The 19,133-nt window shown below is 61.1% G+C and carries 12 protein-coding genes; 7 read left to right on the top strand and 5 right to left on the bottom strand.

Going from position 1 to position 19,133, the window contains the following annotated elements; genetic code table 11:
- Positions 1 to 49: 49 nt before the first annotated feature.
- The 4 genes from MOP87_RS17650 (at position 50) to MOP87_RS17635 (ending at position 7,747) form a co-directional block, all read left to right on the top strand.
- Positions 50 to 2,872 (top strand): ATP-binding protein, encoded by a 2,823-nt coding sequence (locus tag MOP87_RS17650; protein ID WP_111475590.1) that lies wholly within the window; start codon positions 50 to 52, stop codon positions 2,870 to 2,872.
- Positions 2,869 to 4,056: an EAL domain-containing response regulator gene (locus MOP87_RS17645; protein ID WP_111475603.1), complete on the top strand. Its 1,188-nt coding sequence runs from the start codon at positions 2,869 to 2,871 to the stop codon at positions 4,054 to 4,056. The genes MOP87_RS17650 and MOP87_RS17645 overlap by 4 nt, the downstream gene beginning before the upstream one ends.
- A 114-nt stretch (positions 4,057 to 4,170) precedes the next feature.
- Positions 4,171 to 7,071 carry an ATP-binding protein gene (locus MOP87_RS17640; RefSeq protein WP_242809861.1) on the top strand — a complete coding sequence of 967 codons (2,901 nt, stop codon included), beginning with the start codon at positions 4,171 to 4,173 and terminating at the stop codon, positions 7,069 to 7,071.
- Positions 7,072 to 7,099: 28 nt separating this feature from the next.
- A complete protein-coding gene (locus MOP87_RS17635) occupies positions 7,100 to 7,747 on the top strand; it encodes a response regulator (protein ID WP_027915484.1) in 648 nt (215 codons plus the stop codon).
- A gap of 145 nt (positions 7,748 to 7,892) precedes the next feature.
- Here MOP87_RS17635 and MOP87_RS17630 read toward each other — a convergent pair whose 3' ends face one another.
- From MOP87_RS17630 to MOP87_RS17620, 3 genes are all read right to left on the bottom strand, one after another.
- On the bottom strand, positions 7,893 to 8,480 hold the full coding sequence (locus MOP87_RS17630; RefSeq protein WP_242809860.1) for a hypothetical protein: 588 nt from the start codon (positions 8,478 to 8,480) through the stop codon (positions 7,893 to 7,895).
- A 135-nt stretch (positions 8,481 to 8,615) separates the two neighbouring features.
- Positions 8,616 to 9,869, bottom strand: a complete 1,254-nt coding sequence (glyA, locus tag MOP87_RS17625; RefSeq protein WP_023533265.1) for a serine hydroxymethyltransferase — start codon at positions 9,867 to 9,869, stop codon at positions 8,616 to 8,618.
- A gap of 251 nt (positions 9,870 to 10,120) precedes the next feature.
- Positions 10,121 to 13,990: a bifunctional diguanylate cyclase/phosphodiesterase gene (locus tag MOP87_RS17620; RefSeq protein ID WP_080992812.1), complete on the bottom strand. Its 3,870-nt coding sequence runs from the start codon at positions 13,988 to 13,990 to the stop codon at positions 10,121 to 10,123.
- Between the two features lie 199 nt (positions 13,991 to 14,189).
- Here MOP87_RS17620 and MOP87_RS17615 point away from each other — a divergent pair, with 199 nt between their 5' ends.
- The 3 genes from MOP87_RS17615 (at position 14,190) to gdhA (ending at position 18,089) form a co-directional block, all read left to right on the top strand.
- On the top strand, positions 14,190 to 14,585 hold the full coding sequence (locus MOP87_RS17615; protein ID WP_028688085.1) for a hypothetical protein: 396 nt from the start codon (positions 14,190 to 14,192) through the stop codon (positions 14,583 to 14,585).
- Positions 14,586 to 14,792: 207 nt separating this feature from the next.
- A complete protein-coding gene (gene ettA / locus MOP87_RS17610; RefSeq protein ID WP_023533201.1) occupies positions 14,793 to 16,460 on the top strand; it encodes an energy-dependent translational throttle protein EttA in 1,668 nt (555 codons plus the stop codon).
- 288 nt (positions 16,461 to 16,748) lie between these two features.
- Positions 16,749 to 18,089, top strand: a complete 1,341-nt coding sequence (gene gdhA / locus MOP87_RS17605; RefSeq protein WP_104926733.1) for an NADP-specific glutamate dehydrogenase — start codon at positions 16,749 to 16,751, stop codon at positions 18,087 to 18,089.
- An 83-nt stretch (positions 18,090 to 18,172) separates the two neighbouring features.
- Here gdhA and MOP87_RS17600 read toward each other — a convergent pair whose 3' ends face one another.
- Both MOP87_RS17600 and MOP87_RS17595 read right to left on the bottom strand, forming a co-directional pair.
- Positions 18,173 to 18,670, bottom strand: a complete 498-nt coding sequence (locus MOP87_RS17600) for a GreA/GreB family elongation factor (RefSeq protein ID WP_027915479.1) — start codon at positions 18,668 to 18,670, stop codon at positions 18,173 to 18,175.
- A gap of 70 nt (positions 18,671 to 18,740) precedes the next feature.
- Positions 18,741 to 19,091, bottom strand: a complete 351-nt coding sequence (locus MOP87_RS17595) for a hypothetical protein (RefSeq protein WP_027915478.1) — start codon at positions 19,089 to 19,091, stop codon at positions 18,741 to 18,743.
- Positions 19,092 to 19,133: the final 42 nt, after the last annotated feature.

Raw genomic sequence — 19,133 nt, 5'->3', positions numbered from 1 at the left:
TGAGATTCGTCCTATTCAGGTCTGTCGGTGCCGCCCCTAGGCTGGCTGGATGAAGCTAGCCAACCTGTTACCTGCCGCCCAGTGGAACCTGTCGACGCCTATTGCAGCGCGTAATCTCTTACGCCTGTTTGCGATCACCCTCGTAGCGGGTGTCTATGTCGGCGCCTACGGTTACATGCGCATGACCCTGAACGAGGAGATTTCGTCCCGGCGCAGGTACATGAACGAGGCCATCTTCAACGCTCAGGATTTCTTTGTCAGCCGTCAGACCCTGCTCAAATCGCTGGGGCTCTCGACGGTCAAGCACGCCGCTGCTGCGGGCGATAGCGAGACCTACATTCCAGGCGAGGAAGTCCACATTTTCCTCCGTCAGCCCGGGGGTACCTGGAGCTTGTGGCTGACGCCACGCATGCTGGATTTTCTACGCGCCAAGCAGACCAACCTGGTCTACGTGCCGCACGCCCTGGATGCCTCGGTGCAGTGGCTCTACAGCCGGCCTGAGGTTCCACCCCTGGTCCCCAACGCCGTGCTGCAACGTCTGCGTGGATCGACCGGCGAACCTGGGGACGAGCAAATCTGGCTGGCGGAGCCTGGAGACGATAAACCGCCTTCGCTCTACATTTTCACTGCCATGGATGACCGCGACCGCGCTTCAGGTTGGCTGGGGCTCGAAGTAGAGGGCCCGCAGTTGGTCGCAGCGTTGCGCCATGAGCAGGCGGGTGACTTCCAACTGGTCGACAGCGCAAGCCAGATCATCGCCAGCAAGGACCGCGAGCAGCAATTGACTTCCCAGCGCCATACGGCAACGCGCGTGGATGATGGTTTCGGTTGGGAGGGCGGCTATTGGCTCCCGGACCGCCTGACTATTCGCAAACAGCTCGACCATTCGGACTGGCAGATCATCTACAGCGCACCCTTGGCCTCTATCATTCCGGCGCTGATTCTGCCGTTCGGGCTGGCAGTGCTGATCAGCGTTGCCGTCACACTGTTGATGCTGTGGCTGGTCCGCCGGGTCGACGTGCGACTCATCCGCCCGGCAGCTGCTCGAATCGAGGCATTGGTCGAGAGCGAAGCGTTCAGCAGTGCCGTCATCCGCACCGCCCCGGTTGCGCTGTGCGTGTTGCGCCGCAGTGACGGTGCAGTGGTGCTGGCCAATCGGCTGAGCGAGCAGTGGCTTGTAATGGGTGATGAGCGAACCCGAGTCTGTCAGGACTGGATTACCCGTGCGTTCGGCAAGCCTGCGCAGACCAGTTGCACACAAGAGCTGCAAATGGCCGATGGCCGTCACCTGTGCCTGAGTTACGCACCTACCCGCTATCGACGTGAAGATGTTCTGATCTGCGCCTTCAGCGACATCACCGAACGAAAAACCGCCGAGCTGTCGCTGCAACAGGCCAGGGCACTGGCCGATGCTGCCAATGAAGCAAAAACGCTGTTTCTCGCCACCATGAGCCATGAAATCCGCACGCCGCTCTACGGCATGCTGGCAACGCTGGAACTGCTTTCACGCACCCACCTCGATAGCCAGCAAAGGGGGTACCTCAATGCCATCGAAGGTTCATCGGCTACCTTGCTGCAACTGATCTGCGATGTGCTGGATGTGTCCAAGATCGAGGCTGGTCAGCTGGCGCTGGAGGTCAGTGCGTTCTCACCCGTAGAGCTGACCCAGGACGTCATGCAAGGCTATATGGGGGCCGCACACACCAAAGGGTTGCAGTTGCTGAGTTGCATGGACCCGCAGCTTCCTGAACAGGTAGTGGGTGACACGACGCGTACGCGCCAGATCCTTGGCAATCTGCTTAGCAACGCGGTCAAGTTCACTCGCAGTGGCCGAATCATGGTCAGGCTTCACCTGGTTGGGGTCGAAGGTGATCGCATGATGCTGCGCTGGCAGGTAGTGGACACGGGGCAGGGCATCCCTGAGCAGGACCAGCAACACTTGTTCGAACCGTTCTTCCAGAGTGGTCCCAGTACCAATACGGTGGCAGGGACCGGCCTTGGCCTGTCCATTTGCAAGCGGCTGGTCGAGTTGATGAACGGGTCGATTCGTGTGTTCAGCGAGCCGGGTCTGGGCAGCAGCTTCTCGTTCACGCTGCCACTGGGGCAATTGGCGCTTGATGAGGACCAGAGCTGGGCCCAGCCTTTGCTCAACCAGGGCGTCATGGTTTATTCACCTGTGCCCGAACTGGCCGATCATGCCGCTGGCTGGCTACGTCGCTGGGGCGCCCGGGCGCAAGTGATTGCCGTGCCGGACGTCCGTCATGAACCGGGCATCGTGCTGGTCGAGTTATGTCCAGGGCCTGCCAGCTCGGCTGTCATCAGGCAATGGCCTGGCCCATTGGTACTGGCCTGCGCCGATGAGCATGCGCTTTCGCGTCCTTCGGCTCAATACTGGCAGGTGGGGCTGAACAATCTTCAGTGCCTTAACCAGGCGGTGAGCCAGGCCCAGGGCATCGAGGCACGACACAGCGCAACGGCCCGTCAGGCAATGATCGAAACCAAACTGTGCATTCATGTGCTGGTGGCGGAGGACAATGTCATCAACCAGTTGATACTGCGGGATCAACTGGAGAAGCTCGGCTGCACGGTCACCCTTGCCAACGATGGCGAGCAAGCGCTGGCCCTGTGTCAGAAGGAGGTCTTCGACCTGGTGCTGACCGATGTGAACATGCCCAGACTCAACGGGTATCAGTTGGCGCAGAACTTGCGCCAACAGGGCCATGCCCTACCCATCATCGGCGCAACTGCCAACGCCATGCTCGATGAGGCAGAGCGTTGCCTGGGCGCCGGAATGGATCAGTTTCTGGTCAAGCCCTTCACTCTGCACGCGCTCTATCAGTGCCTGCTGCCGTATCGCAAGGGCTCGGCCTGATGATCCACCGCGTCTTGATCGTCGAGGATCATCCCTTTCAACACCAGTACCTGGCTCAGCTGTTCCGGTCCGTCGGTGGGTTCGACGTCGAGCTGCAAGCCGATGCCAACCTGGCGATCGAGCAGTTGCGCAATCAAGCCTTCCACCTTGTCGTCACTGACCTGATGATGCCGCAACTGGACGGGGTACAGTTCATCCAGAAAATGAGCCTGCTACCGTCGCCTCCGGCGCTGGGGCTGATGACCGCTGCCTCTGCGCGCGTGCTCGCAGGCGTTGGCAAGGTCGCCGAAAACCTCGGTATCCGCCTGGCCGGCATGATCAGCAAGCCCGTGCAGGGTCATCATGTCGCTGCACTGCGTCGCTACATGGATAGCACCTGCGATCAAGGCCATCTGCAACCTCGATCCTGTTCCGGTGGCCATTCGGTCAGTGCGCTTACCCGTGCACTGCAGGCGGGCGAGATCCAGGCGTGGTTTCAACCCAAGAAATCCATGCTCGACGGCAGGATCGTCGGTGCCGAGGCCCTGGCCAGGTGGCTGCATCCGGTCGAAGGTCTTTTGTTGCCGCGGGCATTTCTGGCCGATTTGGAATCTGCAAGGCTCGATTTGCCGTTGCTGTACAACATGCTTGAGCAAACGCTCACCGCTCAATCACGCTGGGCCGCAGCAGGATACAGGCTGCCGGTCTCGATCAATCTGCCTACACACCTGCTGGACCGTCCTGATCTGGTCGACACGTTGTACCGAACGGTCCGAGAGCGAGGTGCCGACCCCAGGACCATCACCTTCGAGCTGACCGAAACGTCGACCACCCGACGGTCCAGTGATTACTTTGCAGGGACGTGCCGGCTGCGCATGATGGGCTTCGGCCTGGCCCAGGATGATTTCGGCAAGGGGTACAGTTCCTATTCCAACCTGGTATCCACGCCCTTCACCGAAATGAAGATTGATCGCTCTCTGGTCAGTGGTTGTGCGAGCAATCCTGACATGGCCATCGCTTTGGCCAGTGCCGTCCACCTCGGCCGCGCACTGGGGCTTGTGACAGTAGCAGAAGGCGTTGAAACGCGTGATGAGCTGGAAGTTGTCCGCAAGGCTCAGTGTCATCAGGTGCAGGGGTTCATCATCTCCCCGGCTGTGGATCGAGACGGCATGCTCCCATTGCTCAACGGACAGCTCTCCGAGTGAGGGGTGAGTTGGCGAAGAAACGTTTCAGCATCTGCAATGTGCCGTCATATGGCATGAATTTTGTGTCTGTTTGAGCACTCTCATCTTCATAACGTAATGTCGACGATCAACACCATGAAAAATGCCAGCCTGCGCATGGATAAACTTGCGCGCAGCTCTCAGCGCCTGAACAAAGCCATCTTGCTGCTCAGCGGGCTCATGCTGCTGTTGTCCAGTACCTGTTATTGGGCAGTATCGCGCCTTCTGGAATCGGAACAGCAGCGGTTGGAGCTCCATTTTGCCCGGGTGATCGAAATCATTCATGAGCATGAGATCTTCCTACGCAATCTCGCCAACAGCATGCCAGCCGGTCGCGCGCTTCCTGCGCCGGTGGAGCAGGGCGTCATGATGCTCGATTCGACGAGCGTCGATGGCAAGACACTGGTCAAGGCAAAAGGATTCGAACTCTCCTTACCCTTCACCCTGGCCTACACCGGCGACTTTCGAGCTCAGGAGATACGCGGTGCCTTGGGGTTGGGGTTGCGTCTGACCGACTACTACGGTGGGTTCTGGGCCCGCTCGTTCTACGCATCGCCGCAGCTGTTCGTGCTCGAACGGGGAACCGGCGCGAGCATTGCCGTCCCCGCGGCTGGCGACCAACGTCAACATCAGCCGCTGTTGCCTCACCATTATGTGACCGTGGTTGATCGCTTGGTGCACTTACTGGCTCAACCCGACCTGCTACCCGATCAGCATGTCCACTGGGTGCGAGCGCCAGCACGCCTTTACAATGACAACCTGCGCATGGTGGCGCTTCTGAAGTTGGGGGCTGAGCACACCCTCAAGCCGAGTACGACGGGCGACCGGACAATGGTCTTGGCTGCCGTAATGGATACGGAGCAGATCGACGAATTCGAGCGTGTGCTCAGGTTATCGGTCTACAACCAGTTCACCCTGATTTCCCCGGATGGCAAGGTCTTGATGGGAGAGCGCAGCAAGGGCGATCTGGCGCCGCTTGGCCTGAGCTTCAACCGTAGCGGCTTGCGTTTCAAGATGATGTCGTCGTCGGGAGACGCGTGGACTGGGCTGTATGCCATCAGTTACGGGGACTTTCTGCGCTACGCCAAATGGCCGCTGCTTGGCCTGGCGTTGACAATCATCGCTGCGATCCTGCTAGGGCTCTGGGTCAATCACTGGTACAAGTCGCGCATTGTTCGGCCCGCCCAACGAGCACAAGTCCGGCTTGCAGAAAGCGAGGCCTTCAGCCGCATCATCCTACACAACGTGCCGGTCGGGCTGTGCGTCGTGAGGCGCCACGATCACCGGGTGTTGTTGGAAAACGAATGCGCGGTACGCCTAGGCGTTACCGCAGCGGTGCTGCAACTGCTGCGTGATAACCACGGTGACCAGGCGCCGGGCGAACTGTGCCTGCTGGTGGATGGGCGTTACGTCCAGGTGGTGGCGGTCGCTACCCGTTATGACGGAGAAGACGTGTTTCTATGCGGCTGCAACGACATCACCCGCCACGTTGGCGAGCAATTGCAGCTCAATCAGGCCCACCAGCGTGCAACGGCTGCCAATGAAGCCAAGACCGTTTTCCTGGCCACCATGAGCCATGAGATAAGAACCCCGCTCTATGGTGTGCTGGGCAACCTTGAGCTGCTGTCGCTGACCGAACTCAGCGAACGCCAGAGGCATTACCTGCAAATCATCGAAACCTCGTCGACAGTCCTGTTCCAGCTGATCAGTAATGTTCTGGATGTGACCAAGATCGAGTCTGGGCAGATGGCCTTCGAGCATGCCGCATTCGATCCGCGTCAGCTGGTCGACGATGCGCATGCCAGTTTCGAGGCCACAGCGCAAAGTAAAGGGCTGCAACTTGAGGCTGAAATCGACGCACAAGTGCCTGCACGGGTGGAAGGAGATGCCGGGCGAATCAGGCAGATCCTGCACAACTTGCTGGGCAACGCGATCAAGTTCACCCCCTCCGGACGCGTACGTCTGCGCCTGATCGTTCAAGAGCGAAGCGACCAGGATGTGTTGTTGCAATGGCAAGTGACGGACACCGGAAAAGGTATCCCTGAAAAAGCCCTGGAGCATCTGTTCAAACCGTTCTATCAGGTGTCCGCAGGGCAGGAAGGTGGGGGTGCAGGGCTCGGGCTTTCCATCTGTTCACGCTTGAGTGAGTCGATGGGCGGTACCATGCGCGTGGTCAGTGAGCCCGGTCTGGGGAGCAGCTTTTCCCTGTTCATACGCTTGCCCATTGTGGCCTCCTCGCCGGCCTTGGTGCCTGTGCCGAAAGAGGGTTCGCAGGCGCCGTCTGCGCCGTTGAAATTGAGCGTGTTGGTGGCAGAGGATAACCCAGTCAGCCAGGCGGTCATGCGTGAGCAGCTCGAAGCCATCGGGGCTTACCCAACCGTCGCGGCTGACGGCCACCAGGCACTTCAACTTTGGCAATCCAAGCGTTTCGACATGGTCATCACCGACATCAACATGCCCAGGATGAACGGCTACGAGCTGACCCGCGCGCTGCGAGAGGCAGGTGTCGAAGCACCTATCATCGGCATCACCGCCAATGCACTGCGCGAAGAAGGTGAGCGCTGCCTGCAAGCGGGTATGACCGCGTGGATAGTCAAGCCTCTGAGCCTTGGCACCCTTCGGCAGGTACTGATGAACCACTGCCCTGGAACGGTTGACACTCACGTTGCAACCGACCCGGGCAGGGATGATTTTTCAGGCTGGATTCAACTGTCCCAGCCCATGCGCCAATTGCTTGCCCAGACGTTGGCCAGCGATATCGAGCAGTTGGAGAAGGGGGTGATCGAGCACGATGCGGTTCTGGTCGAGCAACGGTTGCACAGCTTGAGCGGTGCACTGGCCAGCATCAATGCCACGGCGTTGTACGGCGCATGTCAACGGCTGGAAAACATGTTGCAGGAGCTGCCGCTCGACGCACGCCTGGGCGGGCAAGTCCGTGCTCTGTGCAGGCGGCTTGCCAAGGTCGCGCAGCGCTTGTCAGACGAGATTCCCGGATGAGCCTTGTCCCCTAATGGAGTAATTCTGCATGCCTCATCACAAGGTTGTCATCGCTGACGATCATCCCATCGTCCTGCTGGGGGTGCGTGAAGTCGTTCAACGCATCGGGCGCTATAAAGTCGTCGGTCAAGCCACCAACTCATCGGAATTGATCGATCAACTGCGCCTGCACAACCCCCGCACCCTGATCACCGACTTCAATATGCCGGGGGATTGTACCTACGGAGATGGCTTCAAGCTCATCGAGTACATTCTGCGTCACTTCCCGGACACCCAGGTCCTCATTCTGACCATGATTTCCAATGGGTTGATTCTTTCCCGGCTTCAGGAACTGGGTGTGGCAGGGGTCATTCAAAAAAACCACCTGCATGATGAAATCGAAAAAGCGCTGAGTGCCATCCGCAAGCGGCGTCGGTACCGAAGCCCGTTGCCGCCACCTACATCCGTGGTGCGCGAAGCAGTGAAGGTCGAGGCCCGCTTCAATCAGCTGTCCCCCAGGGAGCTCGAAGTCGTCCGGCTCTTTGTCACTGGCATGACCGTAGGTGATATCGCGCGGCAACTGTCGCGCAGCAACAAGACAGTCAGCGCCCAGAAGGTGTCGGCGATGCGCAAGCTCAACGTCGACAGTGACCAGGACTTGCTGACTTACTGTATCGAATCCAGGCAGTTTCAGTAACGAGGTTCTGTGCCTGGCGAGGCGTTGCCCAGCCGGTGCGTGGCCCTGATGACACGCGTACAGACGATTGGACCCGCAGCGCAAAAAGCCCAGCTACTCGCTGGGCATCCTATAGGTCTTCAGCCGACGATCATCATTCAAAGCGCTACGCTGGCTTGAGCCAATCTACATTCCGCTCCTGAATGACCAATTTGAGCGAGCGGCCAACTGCATTGGGGTGGCATACCGCATAGTCGCCAACAGGATATAGCCCGTGACGTCCCCACGGCCCTGCCTTGCTTTCCAATTTGATGTCGATCTGGTCACCTTCGATGACTGTCAGATCAAACGCTTTACCGCTCGACGCTTCAGTGATTTTCCAAGCTGTAGGGTCTTGCTGCTCGATGCGCATGGCTTCCACCAGACCATGCGTTGTCGCGAAAACCCCCTTGCCGGAATGTGCTCCGCTGCGCACATAGAGGCGGTAGCCGGCTTCACTGTGCCGGAAGTAGAGCAACAGGGGTAGGGGAGCAGACGATTTCTCGAAAGTGACCAGGCCCATTTCTTGACCGTGGTGCCAATCGTCTTCGGAACAATTCAGTGCACCCAGCGTAGCGGCGCCGTCCACGGCATATCCGGGCGTGGTCAGGGGGCTTGCCAGTACCACATTGTCGTTCGTCATGCTGTCGAAGGTGTTCAACGGGCAATCAGCTGCATGCAGTGTCGCGAGAAAAGAGTGCGCTTTGTGATTCATCGTATACCTCCAGTGTTCATGAATGCACTCAGGAGGCTATGCCGACACGCGCGAGGGGACTAACCGGAACGGGTTCCAGACGCAGGATGCAAAAAGCCCGGCACTTGGCCGGGCTTTCCAGTGAGCGATCAGCGATCAGTTGCCGTAGACCGGCAGCTTCTTGCAGATGGCTTTGACCTTCTCGCGCACGGCGTCGATCACCGCTTCGTTGTTCAGGTCGGCAAGGATGTCGCAGATCCAGCCAGCCAGCTCACGGCACTCGGCTTCCTTGAAACCGCGGGTGGTCACGGCCGGGGTACCGAAACGCAGGCCCGAGGTGACGAACGGAGAGCGCGGGTCGTTAGGAACCGAGTTCTTGTTGACGGTGATGAACGCCTTGCCCAGCGCCGCGTCAGCGTCTTTGCCCGAGATGTCCTGCTTGATCAGCGACAGCAGGAACAGGTGGTTTTCGGTGCCACCGGAAACCACGTCGAAACCGCGCTCGATGAAGACGCTGGCCATGGCCTGGGCGTTTTTCACCACTTGCTGCTGGTAAGCCTTGAACTCCGGCTGCAGGGCTTCCTTGAAGCAGATGGCCTTGGCCGCGATCACGTGCTCCAGTGGGCCGCCCTGGGCGCCTGGGAAGACAGCGGAATTGAGCTTCTTCTCGATCTCTTCGTTCTTGCGAGCCAGGATCAGGCCGCCGCGCGGACCGCGCAGGGTCTTGTGCGTGGTGGTGGTGACGACGTCGGCGAAAGGAACCGGGTTAGGGTAGACACCGGCGGCGACCAGGCCAGCCACGTGCGCCATGTCGACGAACAGGTAGGCACCGACCTTGTCGGCGATGGCGCGGAAGCGGGCGAAGTCCAGTACCTGCGAGTAGGCCGAGAAACCGGCGACGATCATTTTCGGCTTGTGCTCGACCGCCAGGCGCTCGACTTCGTCGTAATCGATCAGGCCGTTGCCATCGATGCCGTACTGTACGGCGTTGTACAGCTTGCCCGACGAGCTGACGGAGGCACCGTGGGTCAGGTGACCACCATGGGCCAGGCTCATGCCCAGGATGGTGTCACCGGCCGACAGCAGGGCCAGGTAGACAGCGGCGTTGGCCTGGGAGCCGGCGTGCGGCTGGACGTTGGCGTAGTCGGCACCGAACAGTTGCTTGGCGCGGTCGATGGCCAGCTGCTCGACGACGTCGACGTATTCGCAGCCACCGTAGTAGCGCTTGCCTGGATAGCCTTCGGCGTACTTGTTGGTCAGTACCGAACCCTGGGCTTCCATGACGGCCGGGCTGGTGTAGTTTTCCGAGGCGATCAGCTCGATATGCTCTTCCTGGCGCAGAGCTTCTTGCTGCATGGCTTCGAAGAGCTCGGCGTCGTACTTGGCAATGGTCAAATCACGGCTGAACATGGCGGTCCTCAAGGATCGGGGGTGAAGTGGGTGGGCATTCTACCCCATTGATCCGCCGCTGGCATATGAAGTGGCATCAAGTCGCGGACCAGTGGGGTTCATGTTGCATCCCGCGCCGTTGCTGGGCTGGGCGGGCATCCGAGTTGACTTTCAGGTCCGGTTTCTGGCGTTGCCTGCGCGTGGTGGCGGGCCGGGCGTGACGGGCCCCGCTGGCGTTTCGGCAGCAGCATGAGGGCAGGGCCAGGGGCGACTCAATTGAACATGAACAACGTCTCATTGGCGAATTGCGCCTCGAACTGATGCGCCGGCATCGGTCGCCCGAACAGGTAGCCCTGTACTTCGTCGCACCCGTGTTCACGCAGAAACTCAAGTTGTTCATGGGTCTCGACGCCTTCGGCGATGACCGCCAGGTTCAGGCTGTGGGCCATGGCGATGATCGCCCTGGCGATCTGCGCATCCTGCTCACCTTCGGGCAGGCCGTCGACGAAGGTACGGTCGATCTTCAACACATCGATCGGGAACTGCTTGAGGTAGTTGAGCGAGGAATAGCCGGTCCCGAAATCGTCCACCGCGATGCTCAGGCCCAGGTTCTTGAGGCTGGCCAGAATCTGCAGCGCTTCGTTTACTTCGCGCATCAAGATGCTTTCGGTCAGCTCAAGCTCAAGACACGCCGGTGGCAGGCCGCTTTCTTCCAGGATGTTGGCGATCCGCGTGCCCAGTTGACCATCGGAGAACTGGCGCGCGGAAATGTTGACCGACACTTTCGGCACACGCACCTTGGCCTTGTGCCAGGCCTTCAATTGTCGGCTGGCTTCGCGCAGTACCCAGTCACCCACGTCCACCACCAGGCCCAGCTCTTCGATGACGGGAATGAAGTCGCCCGGTGGCACCAGGCCGCGGGTAGGGTGCCGCCAGCGTAGCAGTGCCTCGGCGCCGGTCAGGCGCTTGCCGTCGCCGCTGAATTGCGGCTGGTAATACAGAATGAATTCGTTCTGCTCCATGGCATGGCGCAGATCGCTTTCCAGTTCCAGGCGCTCCAGGGCACTGGCGTTCATTTCAGCCTGGTAGAACTGGAAGTTGTTCTTGCCGCGCTCTTTGGCGTGGTACATGGCGGTGTCGGCGTTCTTCATCAATTGGCTCAACTCGCCGCCATCCTGCGGGCTGAGTGCGATGCCGATGCTGGCCGTGACGAAGAACTCGCGGTTCTCCAGCACGAACGGCTTGACCAGGCTGCCCAGGATGTTTTCGGCCACGTGAATGGCGCGGTTCAATGCCAGCTCGCGAGTAGGCCGAGGCTGGAGCAGCAGCGTGAATTCATCGCCGCCCATGCGCGCGACCGTATCGTCCTCGTCCACGCAGGCCAGCAAGCGCAGGGCCATGTCCTTGAGCATGCGATCGCCCGCGGCATGGCCCAGGGAGTCGTTGATGGGCTTGAAACGGTCCAGGTCCAGGAACATCAACACCACCCAGGCCTTCTGCCGCTCGGCCTGCTGCAAGGCGTTGTACAGCCGGTCCTGGAACAACGTACGGTTGGGCAAGTGGGTCAGGGCGTCGTAGTAGGCCAGGCGGTGAATGCGCTGTTCGCTGGCCTTGCGTTCGCTGATGTCGGTAAAGAAGCACACGTAGCTGGCCAGGTCGCCTTCATCGTCCAGCACGGCAGTGATGCCTACCCAGGCCGGGTAGTGATCGCCATCACGGCGCTTGAGCCACACCTCGCCCTCCCAGCTGCCACGCTGGTTGAGCTGCTTGAGGATGTAGCGCAGGTGCGCCTGCTGCTGGTCGTTCATCACCAGCATGCTCGGCAGTTGGTCCAGCACCTCGCTGACTGCGTAGCCGCTGACCCGGCTGAAAGCCTCGTTGGCCTGCACAATGTAGCCGGCAGGGTCGGTGATCAGAATGGCCGAAGTCGAATGCTCGAAAACCGTCGCAGCCATGCGCAGGTCTTTCTCCGCCCGGCGCTGCTGGCTGATGTCGCGACCTACCCCCAGTACGCCCTCGAAACGCTGATCGTCATCCCAGACCAGTACCAGGCGCAACTCGATGGGGATCTTGCGGCCGTCGGCGCGCAGGCAGTCGAACAGGAACAGCTGGGTCGGCAACTGGCCACGCAGTTCGGCCAGTTGAGCCGGATCGTCCATCGCCTTGCTTACCCGCTCCATCAACCCGTAGATGCCAGTGAGCTGGGCGGGGTTGGCGATGATCGAATGCCACCCGTTGGCGAAGATCCAGTCGGCGTGATAGCCCAGCACGCTTTGCACCGAGGGGCTTACGTAGTCGAGCTTGAGCTGGCTGTCGGTGGAGAAGATCACGTCACTGATGCTTTCGGCCAGCATCCGGTAACGCTGTTCGCTGTCGCGCAGCGACTGGCTCGCCTCGATCTGCACGGTCACGTCCTTGCCCACGCCGATGATGCGCGTCACCCGGCCGTCGGCGTCACGCGCCAGCACCTGCTCGCGTATGTCGTAGCAGCGCCAGTTGCCATCGCGGTGCCGGAAACGCAGCTGGCAATGCAGCGGCAAGTCATGGCCGTTGTCGAGCTGCTGTTGGCGCAGGTCCTGGTAATGCGCAGCGTCTTCGGGGTGCAGCAGCAGCTCCCAGAAGCGGTCGCCCATGCGGGCCAGTTCCGTGCGGTCATACCCCAGCGTCTGGCCCAGGTGACGGTTGCTGAAGATCATCCGCTGGCTGTGGATATCCTGGACGTAGAGCTGATCCGGCACGGTACGCACCACGTCCGACCAGAACCGCTCGCGTTCGAGCAGCGAGAGCTCCACTTTCTTGCGGCTGGTGATGTCGCTGATGCTGAGGATCACGGCCTGGTAATTGCGGCGCAATTGCGGCAGGCGCGCTGTCAGCCACAGGTGCAGCTCGCCGCCATGCGCAGCAGGCAGGCGCACCTCGAGCTCCAGGGACGGGCGTTGGTCGATCAAGGCGTCGAGCAACTGCATACCGACACTGTCCTGGCCGTCGCCGCTGTCGTCGATCAGGCGCTGCCAGGCTTGCTGGTGATCTTCGATATGAAGCAGCTGGCGCGCCACCTGGTTGATTTCGGTGATCTTCAGTTGCGCCAGGAGCGAGCGGCGCAGTTGAGGGTCCAGCATCAGGCTGTGCTTGAGTGCGGCGCGGTTGCGCAGGTGATAGCGGTCCAGTTGGCCGGGCAAGCTGGACAGGTCGAGCACGCACAGGGCCACACCTGTGCCTTCGAAGATCTCTTGATAGCGTCGGCGATCTTCCTGCAAGGCCCGCTGGCGGCGGCGCATGTTGACCAGGGCCAGGACCGGGAGCAGGGCGCAGAACAGCACCAGCAGGCATTTGCCTATCAAGGCAGGCAGCAGGTCGTTGCGCGCCTGTTCAGCATCGAACAGGCCGCGCAGTTGCCAGGCACTATTGTCGATGAACGCCAGCATGACGCTCTGCAAGGGCGCGTCGGGGCGCTCGGAGGCCAGGTAGCGTTGCAGCACCTCGCCCGTACGGCTGTTTTCCAGCAGCCACAACAGCTGATCGGCCTCATGCAGATGGCCAGTAAGCGCGCGGTAGTAATCAGGTGACAAGCGCAGCAGCCAATGGCCTTGGCCTGGCGACTGGCTCAGCAACAGGTACACGCTGGCGTTGCTGGGCGCATTGGTAAAGAAATAGGGCCGCTCCTGGTTGAGCCTCAGCACCTCACCGACGACTGCGTGATCGTCGCTGGCAGGTGCACTGTCGGCAACGATCTGCCCGGCTCCGTCTATCCAGACCACGCTGCGCAGCGCGGGCATTCGTTCGCGCAGCGTATCCACCAAGCCGCCAGCTGCCGGTGCCGCCACGGTGGGATAGGGCTGGAGCAGGTTGATGGCCTGCTGCGCCTTGAGCGCCATGTTCAAACCCAGGTGGTCCGCCAGTTCGGTCGTGTCTTCCAAACGCTTGTCGCGCAGCTCGGCCTGGGTAAGGTTGAACTGCGCGAACAGCTGCCACAGCAGCAACCCGAGCAGAATCAGGGCGAGCAGTGCCAGCGCACCCTTGATCGACCCGCGCAGGCTGGCAGCGGGCGCCTTGGACGCGCTACGCGATGACGGCGGTGGAGTGAGTTTGATCAAGCGTCGATCCTGCGATGGGCCTGGCGATGGCAGGGAGGGGTCGGGCATGGCGTATGCTTTTTTTATGAGGTAACCGATGCGCGGTGGCGCACTATAAGCCGACCACTCGAAACCGGCTAGCATGCCTCGCATTATGGCAAAGTGCCAGTGCCATTCATGCTTCCGACCGCTCGCATTCGGCAAGCACGTGCCTGCTGTGCGAGAATGCCGCCCGCTTTACATGACACTGCTTGGGAGATGTTCGGTTTTGGTTACTCATTTTTCCATCAATGGCCTCGATTCCGCCTGTGGGCGCAGCAGTCAGACCCTTGTCAGCTCTGCCGTGACCGAGGACGTATCCTGCAAATCGTGCCAACGCTCGCTGGCCAAGCCCGAGGCGGCCACGTCAACCAAGCGCAAGGCGCCATCGCTGGCCGAGCTGCGCACGTCTGCCAAGGCACCCGTCCCAGCTGCGGTCGTTGCCGACGCACCGCGCCCGGCGGCGGCATCGGTCACGTCCGGCACCTCTGTCAATCGTGTCGCCGCTGCGCAACCTGCGCGCCCGGACGGGTTCTGCGTCAAGTCCGCCTGGGCCGCGCGCCTGGCCGAGCAGGGCGACCGTTGCCGGCTGCCACGGGGCAAGGCGCGCCAGCGTCACGTCTGAACAAGGGCTGCTCGCCAGGCGCGACTACAGGGCAAGGCCGCTGCTGCCGGACCACCGCTTCAGGCCTGCGCCGCCGGCGCGGCGCCTCCTATCAAATACTGCGCGTTGGCGTAGAATGGTCCACTTTGTTCAACGACACCCGACCCCTGGCCGACCCGCTGGGGCGATCGTCGATGTCTTTACCTATCTGAATTAGAGGGCTTGGTTTTGGCTCAATACGTCTACACCATGCATCGGCTGAGCAAGGTCGTGCCGCCGAAGCGGGAAATCCTGAAGAACATTTCCCTGTCGTTCTTCCCTGGCGCCAAGATCGGCGTGCTGGGCCTCAACGGCGCAGGTAAATCGACGCTGCTGCGGATCATGGCGGGCGTCGACAAGGAATTCGACGGCGAAGCCCGTCCGATGCCTGACATCAACGTGGGCTACCTGCCCCAGGAGCCTCAGCTGGACCCGAGCAAGTCGGTCCGTGAGGTGGTCGAGGAAGCCGTCAGCGTCATCAAGGACGCCCAGGCGCGTCTTGACGAGGTCTACGCGGCCTACGCCGAGCCGGACGCCGACTTCGACAAGCTGGCTGCCGAGCAGGCCAAGCTCGAATCCATCCTGCAGGCCGCCGACGGGCATAACCTGGAACGCCAGCTGGACGTCGCCGCCGACGCGCTGCGCCTGCCGGCCTGGGATGCACGCATCGAGCACCTCTCCGGTGGCGAGAAGCGCCGTGTCGCCCTGTGCCGCCTGCTGCTGTCGGCCCCCGACATGCTGCTGCTCGACGAACCGACCAACCACCTGGACGCTGACTCGGTCGCCTGGCTCGAGCGTTTCCTGCACGATTTCCCCGGCACCGTGGTGGCCATTACCCACGACCGTTACTTCCTCGACAACGTCGCAGGCTGGATCCTGGAGCTCGACCGCGGTGCCGGTATTCCCTATGAAGGCAACTATTCGGGCTGGCTGGAAGCCAAGTCCGATCGTCTGGCCCAGGAATCCAAACAGCAGAGCGCCCATGAAAAGGCCATGAAGGAAGAACTGGAGTGGGTGCGCAAAGGCGCCAAGGCCCGCCAGTCCAAATCCAAGGCACGTCTGCAGCGTTTCGAGGAACTGCAGTCGCAGGAATTCCAGAAGCGCAGCGAAACCAACGAGATCTACATCCCGGCCGGTCCGCGTCTGGGCGACAAGGTCATCGAATTCAAGAACGTCACCAAGGGTTATGGCGACCGCGTCCTGATCGACAACCTGTCCTTCGCCATGCCCAAAGGTGCGATCGTGGGCGTGATCGGGGGTAACGGCGCCGGTAAATCCACCCTGTTCCGCATGCTCATGGGCAAGGAGCAGCCGGATTCAGGCAGCATCGAGATCGGTGAAACCGTGCAACTGGCGTGTGTCGACCAGAGCCGCGAGGACCTGGACGGCGCCAAGACCGTGTTCCAGCAGATTTCCGACGGCTCGGACATGATCCGTATCGGCAACTACGAAATCCCGTCGCGCACTTACGTGGGCCGCTTCAATTTCAAAGGTGGCGACCAGCAGAAGTTCGTCAAGGACCTCTCGGGCGGTGAACGTGGCCGTCTGCACCTGGCCTTGACCTTGAAAGAGGGCGGCAACGTCCTGCTGCTCGACGAACCGTCCAACGACCTCGACGTCGAGACCTTGCGTTCCTTGGAAGAGGCGCTGCTGGACTTCCCCGGCGCCGCCATCGTGATTTCCCACGACCGTTGGTTCCTGGACCGCGTCGCGACTCACATCCTGGCATACGAGGACGACTCGAACGTGGTGTTCTTCGAAGGCAACTACACCGAGTACGAAGCCGATCGCAAGAAGCGCCTGGGCGATGCCGCCGCACAGCCGCACCGTGTGCGTCACAAGAAGCTGGCGCAATAAGCCAGCGTCTGCTGCACAGAAATGGGGCCCTCAGGGGCCCCATTTTCGTGCGTGCTTCACAGTTTGTTCGGATTCTGTCCATAGGTCATGAAGGGCTACGGCAGGCCTTCTGGTAGCTGATATCTAGTGGGCCGCGCCTGAGTTGCCGTCTGAGCGGTTTGTATACATTTACATAAAACGCACCAAATTATTTCAATAAAACGACATTTCGCCCTGTTGCAGGGCAATTGCTTCTTGGTACATTCGGGAAAAACCAATAAGTCCAATCCTCTTGGTGAGATGTCTACCATGATCGAATCCGTCGACAATTTCCTTGCACGCCTGCAACAGCGTGACCCTGGCCAACCCGAGTTTCACCAGGCCGTCGAAGAAGTGCTGCGCACCTTGTGGCCCTTTCTGGAAGCCAACCCTCACTACCTGCAAGCGGGCATTCTCGAGCGCATGGTCGAGCCTGAGCGTGCAGTGTTGTTCCGGGTGTCGTGGGTGGACGATCAGGGCAAGGTTCAGGTCAATCGCGGTTACCGTATCCAGATGAACAGCGCCATTGGCCCCTACAAGGGCGGCCTGCGCTTCCACCCTTCGGTGAACCTCAGTGTTCTGAAATTCCTCGCATTCGAGCAAGTCTTCAAGAACTCCCTGACCTCGCTGCCCATGGGCGGTGGCAAGGGTGGGTCTGACTTCGATCCCAAGGGCAAGAGCGACGCCGAAGTGATGCGCTTCTGCCAGGCCTTCATGAGCGAGCTGTACCGTCACATCGGTGCCGACTGCGATGTTCCGGCCGGGGACATCGGGGTAGGGGCGCGCGAGATCGGCTATATGTTCGGGCAATACAAGCGTCTGGCCAACCAGTTCACCTCCGTGCTGACCGGCAAGGGCATGACCTATGGCGGCAGCCTGATTCGTCCGGAAGCCACGGGCTATGGCTGTGTGTATTTTGCCGAGGAGATGCTCAAGCGCCAGGGCCAGCGCATCGACGGCCGTCGCGTGGCGATCTCGGGCTCGGGCAACGTCGCGCAATACGCCGCGCGCAAGGTGATGGACCTGGGGGGCAAGGTGATCTCGCTGTCCGATTCCGAAGGTACCTTGTACGCCGAGGCGGGCCTCACCGACGCGCAGTGGGAAGCGGTGATGACCCTCAAGAACGTCAAGCGCGGCCGCATCAGCGAGCTGGCCGGGCAATTCGGCCTGGAGTTCCGCAAGGGCCAGACGCCGTGGAGCCTGGCCTGCGACATCGCGCTGCCATGCGCGACGCAGAACGAACTGGACGTCGAGGATGCCAAGGCACTGTTGGCCAACGGCTGTATCTGCGTCGCAGAAGGCGCCAACATGCCCACGACCCTGGCGGCTGTGGACATCTTCCTTGAAGCTGGCATCCTCTATGCGCCGGGCAAGGCGTCCAACGCGGGTGGCGTTGCGGTGTCGGGCCTGGAAATGTCGCAGAACGCCATGCGCTTGCTGTGGACTGCTGGCGAAGTGGACAGCAAGCTGCATGGCATCATGCAGTCGATTCACCACGCCTGCGTTCACTATGGTGAAGAGGGCGATGGCCGGGTCAACTATGTCAAAGGGGCCAACATTGCGGGCTTCGTGAAGGTGGCCGATGCGATGCTGGCCCAAGGGGTCGTCTGATCGCGTGAGGCTTGGCAGCCCATCGTCGGCACACCAGTTACAGGCATATTGAGCGGTCTCGCCGGGTCGGCTGCGGTGGGCTGTCAGCCCGCCCCTTCGATCTCGATGATCTCGATAGCCTGTTCACCGACGGGGCGGCGCCATGTCACCTCATCTCCCGGGGCTGCGCCCAGCAAGGCCCTGCCCAGGGGTGAGCCCCAGTTGATCAATCCACGCGCCGCGTCAGCCTCATCTTCGCCTACCAGGCACACCAAGTGTTCCTGGTCCTGATCGTCGATGAACCTGACGCGGCTGCCTATCTGCACTTTTTCGGTGGACAGGGCTGTCGGCACCACTTGGGCACTGTGTACCCGCGCGGCGAAATACCGCAGATCACGCTCGATTTCGGCCAATCGCTGTTTGTCGGCACGCTCGCCCTGAGCCTGCAACTCACTGCGCAACGTATTGAGTTCGGTCAGCCGTTGCTGCAGTTGGCGCAGGCCGTTGGCGGTGACGTAATTGGGCTGGTCGCTGACACGCCGCTCGACGGGTTGGTCGGCCTGGGCGGCGGCCTGGTCTTCGTTGACAAATGCTCGGCTCATGAGTGCCTCCTTGTGCAGAAGACCATCATGGCAGGGGCGGGGTTTCAAGCAATGCCCACCTGCGACGTCTTCAACGCCAGGCGCGGGCAGCGCCGCGGTCTTTCTCCTGCTGCCACTCACGGTCCCGTTCGTCCCAGAAACGCTCGTGGTAGCGCTGCTGTTCGGCCCGCTCCTGCATGGCCTGGCATTGGCGAAAGCCATCGTCCCAGCCGGACTCGTACTGCCGTTCTTGAAGGTAGCGCGGCACGTTCTTGCGAAAATCACCTGCCGGCACGCCCGCGGCCTGACGGCCGCTGCTGCACCCGTCCTCGAAGCCATCGGCGTAGGCAGGGGGAAACCCCTGGCCAAGCATCTGCTCGTGAGTCGTTTCGCACCCCGACAGCAGCATCGCCACGCACAGACCCAACCAGAACCGCCACATAGACCTTGCCCTCATGCCGTCCAGGTGAAGTCTAGAGGGCCA

The sequence above is a fragment of the Pseudomonas sp. I3-I5 genome, from assembly GCF_022699445.1.
GTDB classification, from domain to species: Bacteria; Pseudomonadota; Gammaproteobacteria; order Pseudomonadales; family Pseudomonadaceae; genus Aquipseudomonas; species Aquipseudomonas fulva.
This window is presented reverse-complemented; position numbering and strand designations above follow the sequence as displayed.